Annotated in this window: 21 protein-coding genes; 12 read left to right on the forward strand and 9 right to left on the reverse strand. The window is 65.0% G+C overall.

Annotation, left to right across the window (positions count from 1 at the left end; all coding sequences use genetic code 11):
* Position 1: 1 nt before the first annotated feature.
* The gene (locus BRAD285_RS24020) at positions 2 to 538 is read left to right on the forward strand and encodes a hypothetical protein (protein ID WP_006612474.1); all 537 of its coding nucleotides are present in this window, start codon (positions 2 to 4) and stop codon (positions 536 to 538) included.
* A 19-nt stretch (positions 539 to 557) separates the two neighbouring features.
* Here BRAD285_RS24020 and BRAD285_RS24025 read toward each other — a convergent pair whose 3' ends face one another.
* Complete coding sequence (locus tag BRAD285_RS24025; RefSeq protein ID WP_006612475.1) at positions 558 to 1,427, reverse strand: hypothetical protein; 870 nt, start codon at positions 1,425 to 1,427, stop codon at positions 558 to 560.
* A 268-nt stretch (positions 1,428 to 1,695) separates the two neighbouring features.
* Here BRAD285_RS24025 and BRAD285_RS24030 point away from each other — a divergent pair, with 268 nt between their 5' ends.
* The 8 genes from BRAD285_RS24030 (at position 1,696) to BRAD285_RS24065 (ending at position 7,677) form a co-directional block, all read left to right on the forward strand.
* A complete protein-coding gene (locus BRAD285_RS24030; RefSeq protein ID WP_035646728.1) occupies positions 1,696 to 2,184 on the forward strand; it encodes a hypothetical protein in 489 nt (162 codons plus the stop codon).
* A gap of 151 nt (positions 2,185 to 2,335) precedes the next feature.
* Positions 2,336 to 3,976 carry a phosphoglucomutase (alpha-D-glucose-1,6-bisphosphate-dependent) gene (gene pgm / locus BRAD285_RS24035; protein WP_006612477.1) on the forward strand — a complete coding sequence of 547 codons (1,641 nt, stop codon included), beginning with the start codon at positions 2,336 to 2,338 and terminating at the stop codon, positions 3,974 to 3,976.
* A 117-nt stretch (positions 3,977 to 4,093) separates the two neighbouring features.
* Positions 4,094 to 4,345, forward strand: a complete 252-nt coding sequence (locus BRAD285_RS24040) for a hypothetical protein (RefSeq protein ID WP_006612478.1) — start codon at positions 4,094 to 4,096, stop codon at positions 4,343 to 4,345.
* Between the two features lie 257 nt (positions 4,346 to 4,602).
* Entirely contained in the window at positions 4,603 to 4,839 is a 237-nt protein-coding gene (locus BRAD285_RS24045; protein ID WP_035646731.1) for a hypothetical protein, read from the forward strand.
* Between the two features lie 48 nt (positions 4,840 to 4,887).
* The gene (locus BRAD285_RS24050) at positions 4,888 to 5,103 is read left to right on the forward strand and encodes a hypothetical protein (RefSeq protein ID WP_087877667.1); all 216 of its coding nucleotides are present in this window, start codon (positions 4,888 to 4,890) and stop codon (positions 5,101 to 5,103) included.
* 229 nt (positions 5,104 to 5,332) lie between these two features.
* Complete coding sequence (locus BRAD285_RS24055) at positions 5,333 to 6,568, forward strand: lytic murein transglycosylase (RefSeq protein ID WP_006612481.1); 1,236 nt, start codon at positions 5,333 to 5,335, stop codon at positions 6,566 to 6,568.
* Positions 6,569 to 6,594: 26 nt separating this feature from the next.
* The gene (locus BRAD285_RS24060; protein ID WP_006612482.1) at positions 6,595 to 6,825 is read left to right on the forward strand and encodes a tautomerase family protein; all 231 of its coding nucleotides are present in this window, start codon (positions 6,595 to 6,597) and stop codon (positions 6,823 to 6,825) included.
* 84 nt (positions 6,826 to 6,909) lie between these two features.
* A complete protein-coding gene (locus BRAD285_RS24065; protein WP_006612483.1) occupies positions 6,910 to 7,677 on the forward strand; it encodes an SDR family NAD(P)-dependent oxidoreductase in 768 nt (255 codons plus the stop codon).
* A gap of 34 nt (positions 7,678 to 7,711) precedes the next feature.
* On the opposite strand, the gene BRAD285_RS24070 is transcribed toward BRAD285_RS24065, so the two are convergent.
* Both BRAD285_RS24070 and BRAD285_RS24075 read right to left on the reverse strand, forming a co-directional pair.
* Positions 7,712 to 8,089 carry a VOC family protein gene (locus tag BRAD285_RS24070; protein WP_006612484.1) on the reverse strand — a complete coding sequence of 126 codons (378 nt, stop codon included), beginning with the start codon at positions 8,087 to 8,089 and terminating at the stop codon, positions 7,712 to 7,714.
* 133 nt (positions 8,090 to 8,222) lie between these two features.
* Complete coding sequence (locus BRAD285_RS24075) at positions 8,223 to 9,626, reverse strand: ABC transporter substrate-binding protein (protein ID WP_006612485.1); 1,404 nt, start codon at positions 9,624 to 9,626, stop codon at positions 8,223 to 8,225.
* A gap of 269 nt (positions 9,627 to 9,895) precedes the next feature.
* Between BRAD285_RS24075 and BRAD285_RS24080 the strand changes: the two genes are divergently transcribed.
* On the forward strand, positions 9,896 to 10,399 hold the full coding sequence (locus BRAD285_RS24080) for a DUF1993 family protein (protein ID WP_006612486.1): 504 nt from the start codon (positions 9,896 to 9,898) through the stop codon (positions 10,397 to 10,399).
* 160 nt (positions 10,400 to 10,559) lie between these two features.
* On the forward strand, positions 10,560 to 11,657 hold the full coding sequence (locus tag BRAD285_RS24085; RefSeq protein WP_006612487.1) for an alkene reductase: 1,098 nt from the start codon (positions 10,560 to 10,562) through the stop codon (positions 11,655 to 11,657).
* A 169-nt stretch (positions 11,658 to 11,826) separates the two neighbouring features.
* Here the strand turns inward: BRAD285_RS24085 and BRAD285_RS24090 are convergent, their stop codons facing one another.
* From BRAD285_RS24090 to BRAD285_RS24100, 4 genes are all read right to left on the reverse strand, one after another.
* On the reverse strand, positions 11,827 to 12,135 hold the full coding sequence (locus BRAD285_RS24090; RefSeq protein WP_050886871.1) for a hypothetical protein: 309 nt from the start codon (positions 12,133 to 12,135) through the stop codon (positions 11,827 to 11,829).
* A gap of 216 nt (positions 12,136 to 12,351) precedes the next feature.
* Positions 12,352 to 12,771: a hypothetical protein gene (locus BRAD285_RS24095; RefSeq protein ID WP_035646734.1), complete on the reverse strand. Its 420-nt coding sequence runs from the start codon at positions 12,769 to 12,771 to the stop codon at positions 12,352 to 12,354.
* 8 nt (positions 12,772 to 12,779) lie between these two features.
* Positions 12,780 to 12,902, reverse strand: coding sequence for a hypothetical protein (locus BRAD285_RS36540; RefSeq protein WP_006612490.1), 123 nt, complete (start codon positions 12,900 to 12,902; stop codon positions 12,780 to 12,782).
* Between the two features lie 303 nt (positions 12,903 to 13,205).
* Entirely contained in the window at positions 13,206 to 15,581 is a 2,376-nt protein-coding gene (locus BRAD285_RS24100; RefSeq protein WP_006612491.1) for a TonB-dependent receptor, read from the reverse strand.
* Positions 15,582 to 15,921: 340 nt separating this feature from the next.
* Between BRAD285_RS24100 and BRAD285_RS24105 the strand changes: the two genes are divergently transcribed.
* Positions 15,922 to 16,557, forward strand: a complete 636-nt coding sequence (locus tag BRAD285_RS24105) for a response regulator transcription factor (protein ID WP_006612492.1) — start codon at positions 15,922 to 15,924, stop codon at positions 16,555 to 16,557.
* Between the two features lie 121 nt (positions 16,558 to 16,678).
* Here BRAD285_RS24105 and BRAD285_RS24110 read toward each other — a convergent pair whose 3' ends face one another.
* Positions 16,679 to 17,035 (reverse strand): EF-hand domain-containing protein, encoded by a 357-nt coding sequence (locus BRAD285_RS24110; protein WP_006612493.1) that lies wholly within the window; start codon positions 17,033 to 17,035, stop codon positions 16,679 to 16,681.
* Positions 17,036 to 17,254: 219 nt separating this feature from the next.
* Positions 17,255 to 17,728 (reverse strand): hypothetical protein, encoded by a 474-nt coding sequence (locus BRAD285_RS35490; RefSeq protein WP_139020635.1) that lies wholly within the window; start codon positions 17,726 to 17,728, stop codon positions 17,255 to 17,257.
* Between the last annotated feature and the right edge of the window lie 54 nt (positions 17,729 to 17,782).

Here is a 17,782-nt window from a genome sequence, read left to right on the forward strand (position 1 = left end):
CATGTTTCATTTTTCCAATCTCGTCCGTTCCAAGGGCGATCCCAAGATCATCTCCACCGGCCCGAGCTCGCTGACATCAGCGGATCGGCTGGCGCGCGGGCTCGGCTGGTTCTCGATCGCGCTCGGCACCCTTGAACTGCTGGCGCCGCATCGGGTGACCCATGCATTGGGCATGGAAGGCCGCGAGGGGCTGGTGCGCGCCTATGGGGTGCGCGAGTTGCTCGCCGGCGTGATGACCTTGTCGGTGGAGAAGCGCGCCGGCCTGATGAGCCGCGTGGCGGGTGATGGGCTGGACATGGCGACGCTGGTCGGCGAGCTCAGGCCTAGCAATCCGCGCGCCGGCTCCGTGCTGGCGGCACTGGTCATGGTCGGCGGCATCACTGCGTTGGACTACATGTGCGCGCAGGACCTCAAGGCGCAACACGATCCGCGGCGCGGCCGCAAGCGGCTGTACACCGATCGCAGCGGATATCCTAAGGGCATCACGGCCGCCAAGGGGGCAGCACTGCCGAAGCCCGCAAGCACGGCAGCGACCTAGAAGCCGAGCAGGAAGCGAGCTACGGCTTCAGCGTTACGGTGAACAAGCGGAAGCCTGCGATCTTCGGGAAGGCTTCCGCAGCCTCGGGCGAGGCCAGCGCAACGATCGCAGCGCTCACCTCGCCATTGCTGAGGCGCGTGATCGCGGTCGCCTGCCCTTCCAGCAGCAGCACCTCGGACGCACCGGACGCATTCATGGCCGCGGTGATCTTTGCGTTGGACTTGGCGTAGCGCTCGTCGATCGCGATCACCTTGCCGCTGAGATCTCCCACACTGCGCACGTTCGGCCGCGCCAGCAGCACTGCGACGAGATGACTGTCGGTGGGCCCTTCGGGGACACGCAGCGCCGTCATGCGCTCAGCGAGTTCGGCCGCCACCGTGACCGCCGCCACCATGACCTCGGTCTGGACCTTGCCCGCATTCGGCGCCGCCTCCTTGGCGGGGGCCGGCGTGCTGACCACGGGCGCGGACGCGCCATCGACGGGCGGAATCGGATCGGGCCGCGACGTCCGCGCCTGGGTGTCGGCCGGCTTCGGCGTCGGTGTCGATTTGGGTGTTGGCTTGGCGTCCTGCTTGGAGTCGAGCTTGGGTTCGGGCTTCGACTGGGGCTTGGACTCGGCTGCCGCGACCTGAGACGCAGCCCGGCGCTTGGCGGCGCGCGCATGCTTGCGCTGCAGGGCCGCGCGGCGCGCCACGCCGGCTGGAGCTTTGCGGCTTGCCTGTGCCGGCTCTGGCGACAGCGCCGGCTGGATGACGACCGGACTATCAGTGCAGCCCCCGCCGCTGAGATCCACACAAGGCGAGGCGAGTTGCGGCGGCGCCGTATGGCTGCAGCCCGCCAGTGCCAAGGCTGATATGATGGCCAACGCGCCAAAACAAAGCGCTCTCACTTTTCCCGCTCCTGACGACTTCCCCGCGCGCAAGATGCGCGTCTGCCTTGGCTGCCATCTCACCCGTGATGCGTTAAACTCCGGCTTATTCGCCGGTCACGAGCAGGCGTGTCAGTGTGGCGTGGTTAATGTCCCGCGCATGAATCGGCCATTCCTGCCGGCGCGACGGCTGTCTCGTCCGGGGCGCAGCGCAACTGATGAGAAAGGGCGAGACATGCCGGCCCTTTCAGGTAGGAATGTCGTGGTCATCATCAGGTCGGGGGAAGCTATGAGGTCGTTCCGTCGCGCCTGCGCCGCAGGTCTGGCGCTCGGCTTGCTGTCAGGCTCGGGTCCGGCGCGCGCCGACTCCATCGCCCGCTACGACTGCACGATTGTCGGCACGATGGGGCTTGAGCCGATCGGCGATCGCCCCGGCCACATGCTGGTCAGCTTCCAATATTCCTGCGTCGGCACCGACGGCCTGATGAAGGGCGCGACCTACACGGCCAACGTCGCCTCCGAATGGGAAAACCAGAAGGGGACCTATCTGTACGGCGCCGGCATCCATCGCAGCCCTGACGGCTACGCGGTCGCCGTGCTGACCGAAGGCAAGGGCTCCGTGCAGATGAAGGACGGCGCGCCCGCGATCTCCGAGGCCGCCGGCAAGGTCGTCTTTCGGCTGGCATCCGGTCGCTTCGCGGCGCTGGCCGGCCGCACCGTGAATTTCACCGCCCGGCTGGTCGGGCCCGGACACCTGGTCTACGAGCTCACCGATTGAGGCGCCGCGGCGGTCCGGATTTCCGTTGATCGGATCACCTCCCGCCGCCATGTTGGTCGGCAGGCCGGCTGCGACGGTCCTCGTCCCCGCCCTTCTCGGGGCGGAACGATCCGCCGCCGCCGATGTTTCTCGAACTTGCGAAGGATGCTCCATGGCCAAGACAGACCCCGCTGCCGGCAAGCCGATCGCCAATGCCGCGCTCGCCAACATTCCGCGGCTGATCACGGCCTATTATGCGCTGAAGCCCGATCCGCACGAACCGACCCAGCGGGTCGCGTTCGGCACCTCCGGCCATCGCGGCTCGTCGCTGAAGACCGGCTTCAACGAGAACCATATTCTGGCCACGACACAGGCGCTGTGCGACTACCGGCGTCAACAGGGCCTCGACGGCCCGTTGTTCGTCGGCATCGACACCCATGCGCTGGCCGAGCCCGCGCTCGCCAGCGCGCTTGAGGTGTTCGGTGCCAATGGCGTCGAGGTGATGGTCGACAGTGACGGTGGCTACACGCCGACGCCCGTCATCTCCCACGCCATCATCTCCTACAACAAGGGCCGCACGGCGCATCTCGCCGATGGCGTGGTCATCACGCCGTCACATAACCCGCCTGAGGACGGCGGCTACAAATACAATCCGCCGCATGGCGGCCCCGCCGACACGGACGCCACGGGTGAGATCGAGCGGCAGGCCAATGTCTATCTCGCCAACGACCTCGACGGCGTCTCGCGCATCAGCTACAAGCAAGCCAAGCAGCGCGGCTCCATTCACGCTCACGACTACATCACGCCATACGTTGCCGATCTCGCCAACACCGTTGATCTCGACGCGGTGAAAGCCTCCGGCGTCAAGATCGGCATCGACCCGCTCGGTGGTGCCGCCATCGCCTATTGGGCGCCGATCATCGAGCGCTATGGCCTCAACGCGACGATCGTCAACGATGTCGTCGATCCGACCTTCCGCTTCATGACCGCGGATTGGGACGGCAAGATCCGCATGGATTGCTCGTCGCCCTATGCGATGGCGAGCCTGATCGCGATGCGCGAGCGCTTCGACGTCGCCTTTGCCAACGACACCGACGCCGACCGCCACGGCATCGTGACGCGCTCAGGCGGGCTGATGAATCCGAACCATTATCTGGCGACCGCGATCGCCTATCTGTTTGCGCATCGGCCGGACTGGCGCAGCGATGCCGCGATCGGCAAGACGATCGTCTCGAGCTCGCTGATCGACCGAGTCGCGAACAAGCTCGGCCGCAAGCTGGTGGAGACGCCGGTCGGCTTCAAATGGTTCGTCGAGGGGCTCGGCTCCGGCAGCTTCGGCTTCGCCGGCGAGGAGAGCGCCGGCGCCTCGTTCCTGAAGCGCGACGGCACGGTGTGGACCACCGACAAGGACGGTCTCATCCTCGGCCTGCTCGCCGCCGAGATCATGGCCAAGCGCGGCCGCGATCCGAGCGAGCTCTACAAGGAGTTGACCTCGGAGCTCGGGGCTCCCGTCTACGAGCGCATCGACGTGCCGGCCTCGCCGCCGCAGAAGGCAGCGCTGAAGGCGCTGACGCCGGAGAAGTTGAACCTCAAGGAGCTTGCCGGCGATCCGGTCCGCGTCGTGCACACCAAGGCTCCCGGCAACGGCCAGTCCTTCGGCGGCATCAAGGTCGAGACCGACTACGGCTGGTTCGCCGCCCGCCCCTCCGGCACCGAGGACGTCAACAAGCTCTACGCCGAAAGCTTCCGCGACGCCGAGCATCTCAAGCGTATCCAGAGCGAAGCCCAGGCAGCGTTGTCCAGGGTGGCGTAGCCTCCGCCAACGCGAGGGCCGAGGCGCTTGTGACGGCTGTCACATACGTCTCGACCAGGTCGGGGCATGGTCCGGTCACAGGCTGCATCGTGCGGCCAGACCATAGGGACCAGAACAATGCTCCGTCGCATCGCGCTCTTCGCCGTCGCGGCCGCTGCCGCCATCACCATGCTCGCGGCCTCCGCGGCTCCATCGGCCGCCCTTGATCTCAGCTGGGTGAGCAACAAGGGTTACGTCCAATGCCTCAACTACGCCTCCGCGCATTCGCGCTACTATCCGCCTGGCTATCAGCGTGAAGCCGACTATGACAAGATGCAGCGCGCCTGTAACCGCGGCTATTATCCGAACCGCCCGGGCGTGCAATACTGATCGCTGAACTGTGACGCTGTTGAAGCCCGGAAGGTCTGCGCCTTGCGGGCTTTTCGTTTGCCGAGATGAGACTGTGTGTGACGCTTCGCACGTCGCATGAGCGGCGATGTCCGCATGCGTGCTTCGATAATCTCTTCCTCGACCGCCTCGGCGTTGCGCACGGAGCTTGCGTGAGCCGCGTCACATCCGTCCGCCGAGCGTCGGGGCATGCTGCCCACCACCACCGACGCCCCCCAACATCAACAAGAGATCATCCAATGACCGCGCGAATCTCCTCGATTGCCTTGGCCGCTCTTCTCGGCGTCGCCGCAGGCGGCCTCAGCATCACCTCGGCGAACGCCGCGACGCGCGTCGTGGCCGGCCCCGCGTCCATCGCCGACAGGCCGGCCAATTCGCTCGTCGTCCCCGCCGTCAAGCTGCAAGGCCCCAAGACCATCGGCAAGCGACCGGCGAGGGTCTGCCGCGGCGGATCCTGGCGCCACTGCCCGACCTGAGCGCGATCCTCGCACAAGCCACGCATTCATTTTCAGCCAGTGACCAAAATGACCAGATACATCCTCACCGTCGCAGCCGCCCTCCTCGTCACCGCGGTGACCGTCGCAAGCTCGGCCAGTCCGGCGGCCGCGGGGCGTTTCATCGGCGCTCGGAGCGACATCAGCAACAAACCGGCCGCGTCTCCCAGGCTGCCGCCGCTCGTCAATCAAAGCCTGATCAAGAAATGCCGAGAGGAGTATTACGGGCCGAAGTGCCGCCGCTGACGAACGCGAGACGCCGTAGCGTCGGCGGCAGGCCGTTGCTCGCCGCCCACCGTATCAACAGGTCTCGCCGCGGCCGTTTCCCTTTTTGCGCCAGTTCGGATATCGATGGAGAGACAAGGGATTAGACAGCCATCGGTGAGACCGGATGCGAAGCTCTTCGACTGCCTTGCGCGTCACCTTCAGCGCGCTCGCAACCTCCTTCATGCTGGTTGTCAGCGCGTCGGCGCAAATGGCGCCGGACGCCACGGCACCACGGCCGAAGCCGACGCCGTCGATGCGCGCCGCGTCCTGTCATAACGGCCAGAGCTTTGATCGCTTTCTCGCCGAGCTGAAGCAGCGCGCGGTCGCCGAGGGCGTGTCGCAGCGCGCGATCGCCGCTGCGTCGCCCTACCTCACCTATGACCAGGGCATCGTCAACCGCGACCGCGGCCAGCGCGTGTTCGGCCAGCTGTTCACCGAGTTCGCCGGCCGCATGGCGGCGGTCTACCGGATGCAGAACGGCCAGCAGCACATCAAGGCGCATGCGGCCGCGTTCGCGCGCGCCGAGAAGGAGTATGGCGTGCCGCCGGCGGTCATCGCAGCGTTCTGGGGATTGGAGAGCGATTTCGGCTCCAATATGGGTAACCTGCCGGTGCTGCCGTCGCTGGTGTCGCTGGCCTATGACTGTCGCCGCAGCGAGCGTTTTCAGAACGAGACCATCGCTGCGCTCAAGGTCATCGACCGCGGCGACCTCACGCCGTCAGAGATGATCGGCTCCTGGGCCGGCGAACTCGGCCAGACCCAGTTCCTGCCGACGCACTACGTCACCTACGCCGTCGACTATGATGGCGACGGCCGCCGCGATCTCTTGCGCAGCGCGCCCGACGTGATCGGTTCGACCGCGAACTACATTGCGACCGGCCTGAAATGGCGCCGCGGCGAACCCTGGCTGGAAGAGATCCGCGTGCCGCAGAATTTCCCCTGGGAGCAGGCCGATCTCACCGTCAAGGCTGAGCGCCGCAAATGGGCCGGCCTGGGGGTGACCTATGCCGACGGACGGCCGCTGCCCAACGATGCGCTGGAGGCCTCGGTGCTGCTGCCGATGGGCCGCAATGGCCCGGCCTTCCTGGCCTACGCCAATTTCGCTGCTTACACCGAGTGGAACAACTCGCTGATCTATTCGACCACCGCGGCCTATCTCGCCACCCGGATCGCCGGCGCCGCGCCGATGCGCAAGCCGGCAGGGCCCGTGGCGCAGCTGCCGTTCAACGAGATCAAGGAGCTGCAGCAGCTGCTCGTGAAGGCCGGCTTCGACGTCGGCAAGGTCGACGGCGTCCTCGGCCAGCAGAGCCGAATCGCGGTCAAGACGATGCAGCAGCGGCTGGGCTTGCCGGCGGATTCCTGGCCGACGGCCGAGCTGCTGGCGCGGATGCGCGGCGGCACGCCGCGGGCAGCCGCGCCCGCACCGGCTACGGCATCGCGCTGATCATCAACCGCTGAAGGACAACGGCCATGCCTCACGTCATCGTCAAACTCTATCCGGGCAGGACCGAGCAGCAGAAGCAGGCGCTGGCGAAAGCCCTCACCGAAGCGGTGACGCGCACGCTCGGCTCCAGCGAAGACTCGATCTCGGTGGGCATCGAGGACGTCGCCCCGAACGAATGGACGGCCAAGGTGTACGGGCCCGACATCATCGACAAGGCCAGCACGATCTACAAGAAGCCCGGCTACGAACCGCAGTGAGCCGATGGTGCCATGATCGCGCCGAGAGCGTTGTGATGGGCCGCCGCAGCGATCGCGCGGAGACACGTTCGGAGGATCACCCTCATGGCCATCGTCTTCATCACCGGCAGCACCGACGGGCTCGGCCGCGCCGCTGCGCAATCGCTGCTCGATCAGGGGCATCGCGTGGTGCTGCACGCGCGGACGGCCGATCGCGCCGCTGCACTCGGCGAGTTCGGATCGCGGGCGGCCGGGATCGCAGTCGGCAATCTCAGCAGCGCCGCGGAGACGCGTGATATCGCGGACCAGGTCAACGCGATCGGGCGAATGGACGCCATCATCCACAATGCGGGCGTCTATTCACAGCCGGGTCGCGGCGACACGCCGGAAGGCCATGGCACGACGCTCGCGGTCAATACGCTCGCACCATATCTGCTGACGGCGCTGGTCAAGCGCCCTTCCCGGCTGGTGTATCTGAGCAGCGGGCTGCATCGCGGTGGAGAAGGCTCACTGGCGGATCTCGACTGGACGAAGCGGGACTGGGATTCGGCCAAGGCCTACGCCGAGACCAAGCTGCACGTCGTGGCGCTGGCCTTTGCACTGGCGCGGCGCTGGCCCGAGGTCCTGAGCAACGCCGTCGACCCCGGCTGGGTCCGCACGCGCATGGGCGGAGCGGGTGCCCCTGTCGACATCGACACCGGCCAGCGGACCCAGGCTTGGCTCGCGGTCAGCGAGGATCCCAAGGCTCGGGTCAGCGGGCGATACTGGCATCACCTTCAGCAACAGAAGCCGGCGCGCGAAGCGACCGATCCGGCGTTCCAGGATGCGCTCATGGCCAAGCTGGGCGAACTGACCGGCGTTGCCCTGCCCTGACGGGCCCGGACGTCACCGAAGAATTACAGGCGAGTTAGGCCGATCCAGTGCGTAGACGGGTCGGCCGGCCGACGCGGACTAACGTCTCATCGGGATCTGAGACGGCGAACTCGTACATTCCCCACGGCATGTCTTGGGCGATTTGCTGAAACTCACGCGCCAAGGCATCGACATCCTCTACGTAGAGATAAAGCCCGAAAGGGTTTCTGCCTGGTACGAGCCATCCCTCGACGACGTCGGTCAGATGCAGATGACCACCATGGCCGTTCGACAACGTGCGATAGGTGTCCGGCTCGCCGGCGGCGGGCTTCTCACTGTCCGGACGCGTAAAGCCTAGCCGGTTGTAGAACCGCTCCGAGGCGTCGAGGTCATTGCACGGCAGGATGGCGACCAAGGATCCGGAAGGTGTCATTCGCGCACTCCGACGTCAGGCACACTTGGTCGATTCTTCAAACCCGTCATCTATTACCGTGGAATTGCGTCAAGCAGCTGATCACTCCGGACCACAGCCTGTCCTCTGGTCAAAGACTCTCGGCCCAGCGCCCCTATCGCCGCGAAGCGAGGGTTGGACCCGAGGCCCATGTCTGATCGGCGGAGCCGCTCTGCAAGGCCGCGCGCCGTTCGGCAACGGCATGATTGAACAGTTCGAGGACCAGACCGAATGCGACCAGGTCATCCTGTTCGATGCCTCCATCGTCATAGTCCTTGAGGGTCTCCCCGATGATCGCGTCGACCTCCCGTTGCCGCGTCAGCAGATCGCTTTCCGACTCCGCATTGCGCACCTCCGACACCGCCGCAAGGATGCGGTTGCGACAGCTGTTGTCGTCGTCCAGGTCATCCCGGTTCAGATAGCGGCGCAGCCACTCGGCGGCCGACCCGAGGCCGGACAGAACAAGCAAGGCGAACCAGAAGTAGTCGCTGTACTTGTCCAGGAAGGTTCGCTCCGTGCCGTTGATCACCGCTGCGGCGCCCCGATGAATGGAGGGTTCGGTCTCCTTCTCGGTGTCGGGCTTGGCGATGTGCGCGGCGCCGGCGAGGCCTTGCGTGATCGTGTCGCGGACCGCGAAGAGCTGCCGGAAGAAGGCCGCAGCCTTGGCTTCCGACAATTCCTTCTTCGCCAGGATCAGGTGATTGACGCTGATCGTGTCGACCTTGTCCTCCGGCCAGGCTGGCTTCGCGCTGAAGACGCTGGCCGGGATTTCCTCGGCGTCATAGCGCGGGTGTTTCAGGGCAATGGCTTCGGAGGCATCGATGGGAAGGAACTTGGGAGCGCCGCGCGCCCTCGACGTCGCGGCAATGGCGTCGATCGTGATCTTGCTGTCGAGCGGACCGACCGCGAGATAGGCATCGAGGGTGGGGTCTTGCGCCAGCTTGTCGATCTCGTCCGTCCCGAATTGGACGGTCGCAACCTTGTCGGGCGGCACGCCGGAGCCCTCCAGAATGGCCTGGAGGACCGCGACGTTTGCTCCGGTCCTGCCGATGATGCCGACCTTGTGACCTGCGAGCTCGGCAATCTCCGTGATCTTGCCGCCGGCCTTCTTCTTGGGCTCATTGCCGCGTCGCCCGGACGGCGACCACAGGACGACATAGTTCTTCCGCAAGACGGCCAGCGTTTGCGCGTCCGGCGGCATGCTGAGGTCGCCGCGGCCGATGGCGAGGTCGGTCTTGTCGGCTGCGAGCAGGGACAAGGATTCAGCCGCTCCCGCGGTCGTGATCGGAGAGAGCCTGACCGTCCTGCTTTCCTCAGCGAAGGCGTCGGCCATCGCCTGGACGACCTTGTGGTCGTCGCTCCCCGCCGGGCCCACGGCGATCCGCAAAGTCTCGGGCTGCAAGACGTAGAAAAGAGCGGCTGCAGCGGCTCCAAAGGCCAGGAATCCCAAAGCCAGCACGATCAGCAACCTTCGTTGCCGACGATCGTGAGCACTCTTGACCGGATCGGACGGTGACATCAGCGGCCCCTCTGAGCGCAAACGCGTGTTCGCGACAACCGCGCTGGAACTTGGGCGAACCGGTGTCAGTCCGGAATGTTCCGCGAGGTCTTCAGATAGGTCGGGTGGCCGACTTTGCGAGGGGGCGGGAGCCGGCTGATCTCCTTTTGAGGAACACCGCCATACGGGCCCGCAAAACAGCAGAAAGATGCAGTTGCATTATCTTGGACGCCGCCCCATGTCGGGAACACGCATCCTTTGCGCCGTCTCCTCCCTTTAGCGAGAGCATCATGTCCTTTTACGATTCGACCGTGCCGGCCTACCTTCCGATCCTCGGCAGCCTGTCCGGGCTGCTCAGCAAGGCCGAAGCCCATTGCGAGGCCAAAAAGATCGCGCCGGAGGTGCTGCTCGGCGCGCGGCTGTATCCGGACATGCTGCCGCTGTCCAAACAGATCCAGCTCGCCTGCGACTTCGCCGCCAAGGGCTGCGCGAGGATCACCCACAGCGAGGTCCCGACCACGCCCGACACTGAGACCAGCTTCGCCGAACTGCGGCAGCGGCTGGCCAAGACGGTCGACTACCTGAAAACATTCAAGCCCGCGCAATTCGAGGGCGCCGATCACCGTGACGTGACCTTCCCCGCCGCGGGCGGTGTCAGCATGACGCTGAAGGGCCAGGACTTCGTCAACCGGGTCTCGTTTCCCAACTTCTATTTTCATGCCGCGATCGCGCACGGAATCTTGCGCCACAACGGCGTCGAGATCGGCAAGCGGGACTTCCTCGGCGTCGCCTGAGGCACCGTTCTACTTTTGATCGCAGGCGTCGCAAGCGAGCAAATGCTCGGCCGGCAAGGTCGCGCAGCTCGTCTGCATCTGACGAGTAGCTGACAGACTTGCGGCGCCTGCCGCAATGCACAATTGACCACCACCCCTCCTCTCTCCTGGGAAGAAACCGATGAGCACATCCAAACTGTTCGAGCAGACCAAGCTGGGCCCCATCACCCTGGCCAATCGCGTCGTGATGGCGCCGCTGACGCGCAATCGCGCCGTTGCGGGCCTCGCCGCGGGGCCGCTGACGGCGGAATATTATGCCCAGCGCGCCAGCGCCGGCCTCCTGATCTCCGAGGCCAGCCAGGTGTCGCAGCAGGGCCAGGGCTATCAGGACACGCCCGGCATCTATTCCAAGGAGCAGATCGCCGGCTGGCGCAAGGTGACCGACGCGGTGCATGCCAAGGGCGGTCGCATCTTCATCCAGCTCTGGCATGTCGGCCGCATCTCGCATGTCTCGCTGCAGCCTAACGGCGGCGCACCGGTCGCGCCCTCGGCGATTGCCGCCAAGACCAAGACTTTCGTCGGCGGCACCTTCGCCGATGTCTCGACGCCGCGCGCGCTCGAGCTCGCCGAAATTCCCGGAATCATCGACGCCTTCAGGCAGGCGGCGCTGAACGCCATCGAGGCCGGCTTCGACGGTGTCGAGATCCACGGCGCCAACGGCTATCTGCTCGACCAGTTCGCCAAGGACGGCGCCAACAAGCGCACGGACTCCTATGGCGGCTCGATCGAGAACCGGGCCCGGCTGATGCTCGAGGTTGCCAAGGCCGTCTCCGGCGCCATCGGGGCCGACAAGACCGGCATCCGGCTGTCGCCGGTGACGCCGGCCAACGACATCAGCGACTCCAACCCACAGGCCCTGTTCGACTACATTGTCGATCAGCTCGCCGCGCTGAACCTCGTCTACATCCACGTCATCGAGGGCGCCACCGGCGGCCCGCGCGACGTCGCGCCGTTCGACTATGCGTCGCTGCGCAAGCGCTTCAAGGGCACCTACATCGCCAACAACGGTTACGACCTCGCGCTCGCCAACAAGCAGCTCGATGCCGGCGCCGCCGACCTGATCGCCTTCGGCCGCCCCTTCATCGCCAACCCCGACCTGGTGGAGCGCCTCAAGGCCAACGCGCCCCTCAACGAGCTCGACCGCGCCACGTTGTATGGCGGCGGCGAGAAGGGCTATACGGATTATCCGACGTTGAAGGCTGCGCAGGCGGCAGAGTAGTGATGATCGCGTAGGGTGGGCAAAGCGCCGCCGTCAGGCGGCGCGTGCCCACCGTGCATCCGCGTGAGTGGAGAGAATGGTGGGCACGGCGCAAGCGAGACCGCGTTCGACGCAAGATCTCGTCCGCGCCTTTGCCCACCCTACCGCCCTTACGACCCGCCGCTCTCACCTACGTCATGCTGCCCGGCAGGAAGCAGCGCACGTCGATGCGCAGCCCCGTGTTGAGCTCGCGATAATATACTGGCCACACCATTGTCCGTCCGACGCGGTTGGGCTCGGTCACGACGGCCTCGTCAGGGACGGCCCACCACTGGCCCTCGATGCGAACGCGATAGCGGCCGTCCTTCATGTCCCAGTCCATGTCCGACAGCGCCGTGCCGTCGGCATCCGAGCAGCACGGCCCCTTGCCCGAGCGCAGCGTCTCGAACCAGCTCTTGAGCGGAGAATTCGCATAGCGGCCATCGAGATCGCGCGCCATCGCGGATAGGACCAACGAACAACACGCCAGACCGATCGCGAGAGCCGCTGCGGAAATCACCGATAAGGACGTCGACGACTGGCCATTCATATCCGTCACCTCAGTGCTCGATGCGAGAGATGCGCAATAGCTCGTCGAGCTCTGTGGCAGAACTTCGTAGTTGCGGACGGCAAATGAAGCTGGTCCGCAAATTCCTGGTGTGGCCAGCGATCTCGTTCACGACGGCTGCGGGATCATTGCCCGAGGCCCAACTAACAGACGACATCTCCAATAGGCTGAGCACGCCGGGCGCGCCTTGGTCGCACTATAGGCCATCAGCATCGATGCCAGCGGATCGGTCTCGGACGCGAAGGCCGCGGCGACGCAGGAATTTGGCGAGGCCGCGGCCGCTGTGAGCCGGTTGTCGATCTGGTTCTGGAACAGCGAGGCCGTGCTGAGCGGCACCTGCACCTGTGCGCCATTCACCAGCGGACGCAGCTGATCACCGGCGTTGCGCACCTCGCGCTCCGTGCCCAGGCTCTGCACCGCGCCGCCCAGAGCCTGCACCTGCGCGTTGCCGCCGGTGGAGGCGAACAGGCCGTCGATCGCAGCGAGGCTGCTCGGAGAAATGCCGGCGATGGACGCGGGGGATCTCACGGACGCATTCAGCAGCAGCGCGCTCCAGTGCTCGTGTCGGCGGCAAAGCCGACCAGCGCGCTGGAGAAATCGACGTCGAGCGGCGTCGCCGACACCGCGGTCGCGACCCGGTAGACGTCGCCGCTGCGCACGATGGCAGGATCGGGTAAGGCGAAATTTTCTCAAACTGATAGGGACAAATTCCAACTAACAAGACGACATGATTTAACTGAACCTAATAATTATCTTCGCTCGACAACCGCTTCACACAGCGAGCCGACATGCAAGCCGCCCGATCTGGCCAGACCGGTCGCAGGGTTATCGAAACCGGCTATTGCTTCACCTCATCGACAAGCGAAAAGGCCGGGATCTCTCCCGGCCTTCTTGCCACGGTGGGGGGGGGCTTCCGTGGCGCGGCGCAGCTGCGCCTGTGGAATCTTGCCGTTCGTAACGCCTCAGAACTTGGCGCGGATACCGGCATACGCGGCGAGCGGCATGCCCGGCACCATGCTGCGCGGATCGTTCATCGCAAACGCATTCCCGCCGCCGGCGGTGTTGAAGCCGGCCGGGTCGAACACGGTGCCTGCCGAGTAGTAGCGCTGGTTGAACAGGTTCTGGATCAGCCCGAACACCTCGACATTCTTGGTCACCTGATAAGACGTGTTGACGTTGACGACCCAATAGGACGGGACCTTCGGATAGACGTTGGTCTCGTCGTGCAGCAGATACTGGCTTCCAACGTAGTTGACGCTGGCGCCGACCTTCCAGTCGTCGGTCACGGCATATTCAGCACCCAGCTTCAGGCGGTGCGACGGAATGCCGGGAATGTGGTTGCCGGAGACGACGCCGACGGGAACTTTCCGGAACGGATCGTTGACGTCGAAAGAGCTGCGGAATGTGGCATCGATGAAGGTGTAGTTGGCGTAGGCGGTCCAACGATTCCACGTCAGGTCGACCTTGGCCTCGACACCCTGGCGCAACGTGTTGCCGGCGTTCTTGAAGTAGCCGCGCACCGGGTTGAGCGGGTCGACGACCTGGAGGATGTCGTCGGAATTCTCGGTGCGGAAAAGGCTGAGGCCCCAGCGCAGCTTCCAGCCGTCATCGACGGCGACCGACTTGATCGGCGCCTTGCGGTAGGCCGGCAGATCTGCCGCATAGGCGGAGCGGCCGCCGGAGATCTCGCCACGCAGGCCGCCTTCGACGGTGCGCGAGACGACCTGCTTCAGCGGCGGATCGGCGATCAGGAAGTTGTCGATCAGGCAGGGATTGGCCGGATCGGAGCAGCCGAGCTCGAGCGGCGTCGGCGCGCGGTTGGCCTCGGAGTAGCCGGCATAGGCGGTCATATCAGGCGTGATCTTGTAGGTCAGGCCGACCACCGGGTTGAAGCGCTGGAAATTGTTGTTGCTGTTGAGCAGCGGCGCGAAGCCGGTCTGGTCGCGCAGATTGATCTGCGCCCAGTTGAAACGGCCTCCGGCGGTCAGCGCCAGCTGCGAGGTGATGTCGAAGGTGTTGGTCGCGTAGACGCCGAGATAGGTGTTCTTGGCATTCAGGTTGACCGGCGCGAGCCCCGCATTGGGCTGGTCGATATAGACGCCGAGGCCGGTGACGAACAGATTGTTATCGATGGTGCCGAGCTCGGAGGTCGCCTGGAAGTTGGTGTTGCCGTGATCGACGCTGGCGCCGACGACGAAATGGTTGTCATGGCCGAACAGCTGCGTGGTCGAGGTCGCCTGCAACGAACCGCCATAGCTGTCGGTCTTGACGGTGTTGCGGTCGATCTGGCCAAGCGCCGTGTCAGCGGCGAGCGTGTTGGCGACCGGGCCATTGCGGTTGATGTCCCACGGCGTGCCGGCGGCATCCTCGAGGACGAACACGCCGCCGCCATCCTGCACTTCGGTGCCGTTGCCGTCGATGCGCGACGACTTGTAGTTGCGGTAATAGCCGTTGGCCTGGATCGACAGCGTGTCCGTCGGCGCCCACTTCAGGCTGGCCTGCACCATCTGCATCTGCAGCCGCAACGATTGCGGCCAGGTATAGACGCTGGACCAGCGCCGGTTCAGAATATCGATCGGCGTCGCCGCCACCGAGCCGAGCTTGTTGTCGGCGCCGGTGAAGGACAGATGGAACTCGGTGTTGTCGCCGCGCGCGCCGAAATCGGCATACATGCGCCGGATCTGCGAGGCCGACGAGTAGTCGCGCCAGCCGCGGTCATAGGCGCCCTCCGCCGCGATATAGGCCGAGTAGGTGCCGTTATTCCAACCGTATTGCGCGCCCGACTGGATGCGGCCGAACGAGCCGCCGAACAGCTGCGCTTCTCCGCCCTGGTACGTGAAGCCGTTCTTCATCTCGATCGACATCGCGCCACCGGTGGCGTTGAGGCCGAACAGCGGATTGTTTGGCATCAAGGTCATGCGCGCGATCGCCATCTCCGGGATCAGGTCCCAATTGACGACGTCGCCGAAGGCTTCGTTGATGCGGGTGCCGTTCTGGTACACGGCGATGCCCTGCGGGGTGCCGAGCACCGGCGAAGCCGTCTGGCCCCGGTAGTTCAGGTCGCGCTGGAACGTGTTGCCGGTCTGATCGCTCAGGGAGACGCCGGGCACCGACTGCAGGATGCTGTCGAGCAGCGACGGAGAACGGGTGTGATCGAGTTCGCGCGCGCCAATGGTCTCGACGTTGGACGGGATCTTGTCCTTGGCCATTTCGCTGCCCTGCACGGGCGAAACGTTGACGACGTCGAACGTCGGTAGCGCATCCTGCGCAGATGCAGCTGCAGGCAGCAACGCGCACGTCGCGAGAAGCGCGCTTTTCAGCGCCGAGAGTCTGGTCAAGAACGTCCCCCAGTTTCTTGCCGACCGGTTCCGGCTCAAGCTCACGCCCTGAGCCCCACCCGCACCGAAACTGGCCGATTTACCCGTTTACGAACGTTAATATTCGTAAACAGCCGTCGAGTTCGTCGCAACGGGCAATATTCTTCGGCCCCTAGGGACAATCTTCCCAGATCCGGAAAGAGGCGATCAATTCGTCAGCTTGTTTCCGCGGCGCGGTCGCATTGTTGCACTCGGTCCTGGTTTGCAAGTAGCACGATCAAAAGGAACAAGAACGTGCGCCAGAGCCGCAGTCCCAATTTTGCAAGTGCAGCATTGACCGAGAGAACGAGACCTTTGCCGAATGTATCGCGTTCTGCTCGTCGATGACCATCCGGTCGTGATCACCGCCTGCCGCTCTCTGCTGAATGCGGCCGGCATTGGTTCCCTGTCCGAAGCGCACGACGCGGAGAGCGGCTACACAGCCTATGTCCGCGACCGACCGCACGCCGCGGTGGTCGATCTTCGGCTCAAGGGTGATGACCTCGGCGGGATCGGGCTGATCGAGCGGATGCGGTCTCATGACCCCGGAGCCAGGATCCTGGTCTTCAGCATGCTCGCCGATCCGCGCATCGTCCGCTCGGCAATCGACGCCGGCGCCAGCGGCTATCTGCTCAAGGACGCTCCACCGCACGAGTTGCCGAAGGCACTGGAGCAGGTTCGCTCGGGCGGCACTTACCTCGATCCGCAGCTTGCAACGCGAATCGCCATGCTCCTCGCCGATACGGACGGCGCGCCTGACACGGCGTTGACGCCACGGGAGCGCCAGGCGCTTGCGTTGCTCGCGCAAGCCAAGTCCTATCAGGCCATCGCCGACCAGCTCGGCATCAGCTACAAGACCGTCATCAACCTGACCTACCGGCTACGGCAGAAGCTCGGCGCGCGCAGCCTGCCCGACCTCGTTCGCCTCGCTGTCGAGATGTCACGCCCCCGCATTTAAGGAGGTCGCGTCGACTCGGCTGCGGGCGAGACATCCGCTGTATACGGCGCGCGCCAATAAAAAGGCCCGCGACGGCGCACCGTCGCAGGCCTTCACCACGTCGTCCGATCTCGATCGACGTTTACTTCAGCAGCTTGGCGACGGACTTCAGCTCCTTCGAATCGAGCGTGCCGTCATTATCGGGATCGGCCGCCTTGAAGCGGCCCTCCACCAGCGCGAGATACTCGTCCTTGGTCAGCGTCCCATCATTGTCGGGATCAGCGGCCTTGAGGTCCTTGGCCGAGACGCGGCCGCGCAGCTCCTTGGCATCGAGCGTGCCGTCATGGTCGCGATCGAGCTTGTCGAAAAGCGCGCCGGCCGCGGCGCGAACCTCGTTCATGTCGGCCGTGCCGTCCTTGTCGGGATCGATCGAGGTCAGCAGCTTCGAGGGCGCCGGTGCGCTCACCGCCATCGTCGAGGTGCCGACGATCGCGGCCATGCCGACGGCAGCAGCCGTCATCATCAGTTTCCAATTCATCGAATAGATCCTCTGTCTCCGCCGTCCGACGGGGCGGCGATGAAGGCCTGGCAAACAACGTATGCGAGCGCCGCCGGTTTCAGCGGTAAGGCGGCATCACGGAACTGAGGTATTGGACGTACCGAGATTTCGCAAGTGCAAGAAGGTCCGGCATGGGAATTTACTGCTGATGTGTCGGGATCAGAACCTCGGCCCGTGTAGGAAATATCTCCCCGGACGATCACGGCGCGGCACCGGTTCGCGGACCGAAGCCGCGGTGGCGCGGGCTTGGGCCCGGGTGTTGACGGCGACGTCATGCCTGCGCTTCGCAGCATGCCGCCGCTTGGTCCCGCCATGCGCAGTCTTTCCCCCGCCCGTGCTGACGCGCTTGGCGCCGACATGGGTTTCATTCCACCAGGCTTCCAGCCGATCTCGCATCGATTGCTCCCGCGCGAGCGCGTGGCCATCAGGCAGCAGCATCGACAGCAGCAGTATGGCCATCATCCCCAGCCGTAACGGCAGAGACCGGCGATGACGATGAGCAGGAGTGTGAAGCACGTCGGATCCATTCTCCGGCTGATCTGCGATCAGCAACACATGCCGCAAGGCATGTCCTTGCTCTATGACCTCATTGTGTTTGCAACGCGCCACATTCATCGCGGCGTTGAGATTCATTCGCGAATGGGCTGCCACATTGTATCGGTCAAAATGTCCCGATCGGCTTGCCAA

Origin of the sequence: Bradyrhizobium sp. ORS 285, assembly GCF_900176205.1 — a bacterium.
Classification (GTDB): domain Bacteria; phylum Pseudomonadota; class Alphaproteobacteria; order Rhizobiales; family Xanthobacteraceae; genus Bradyrhizobium.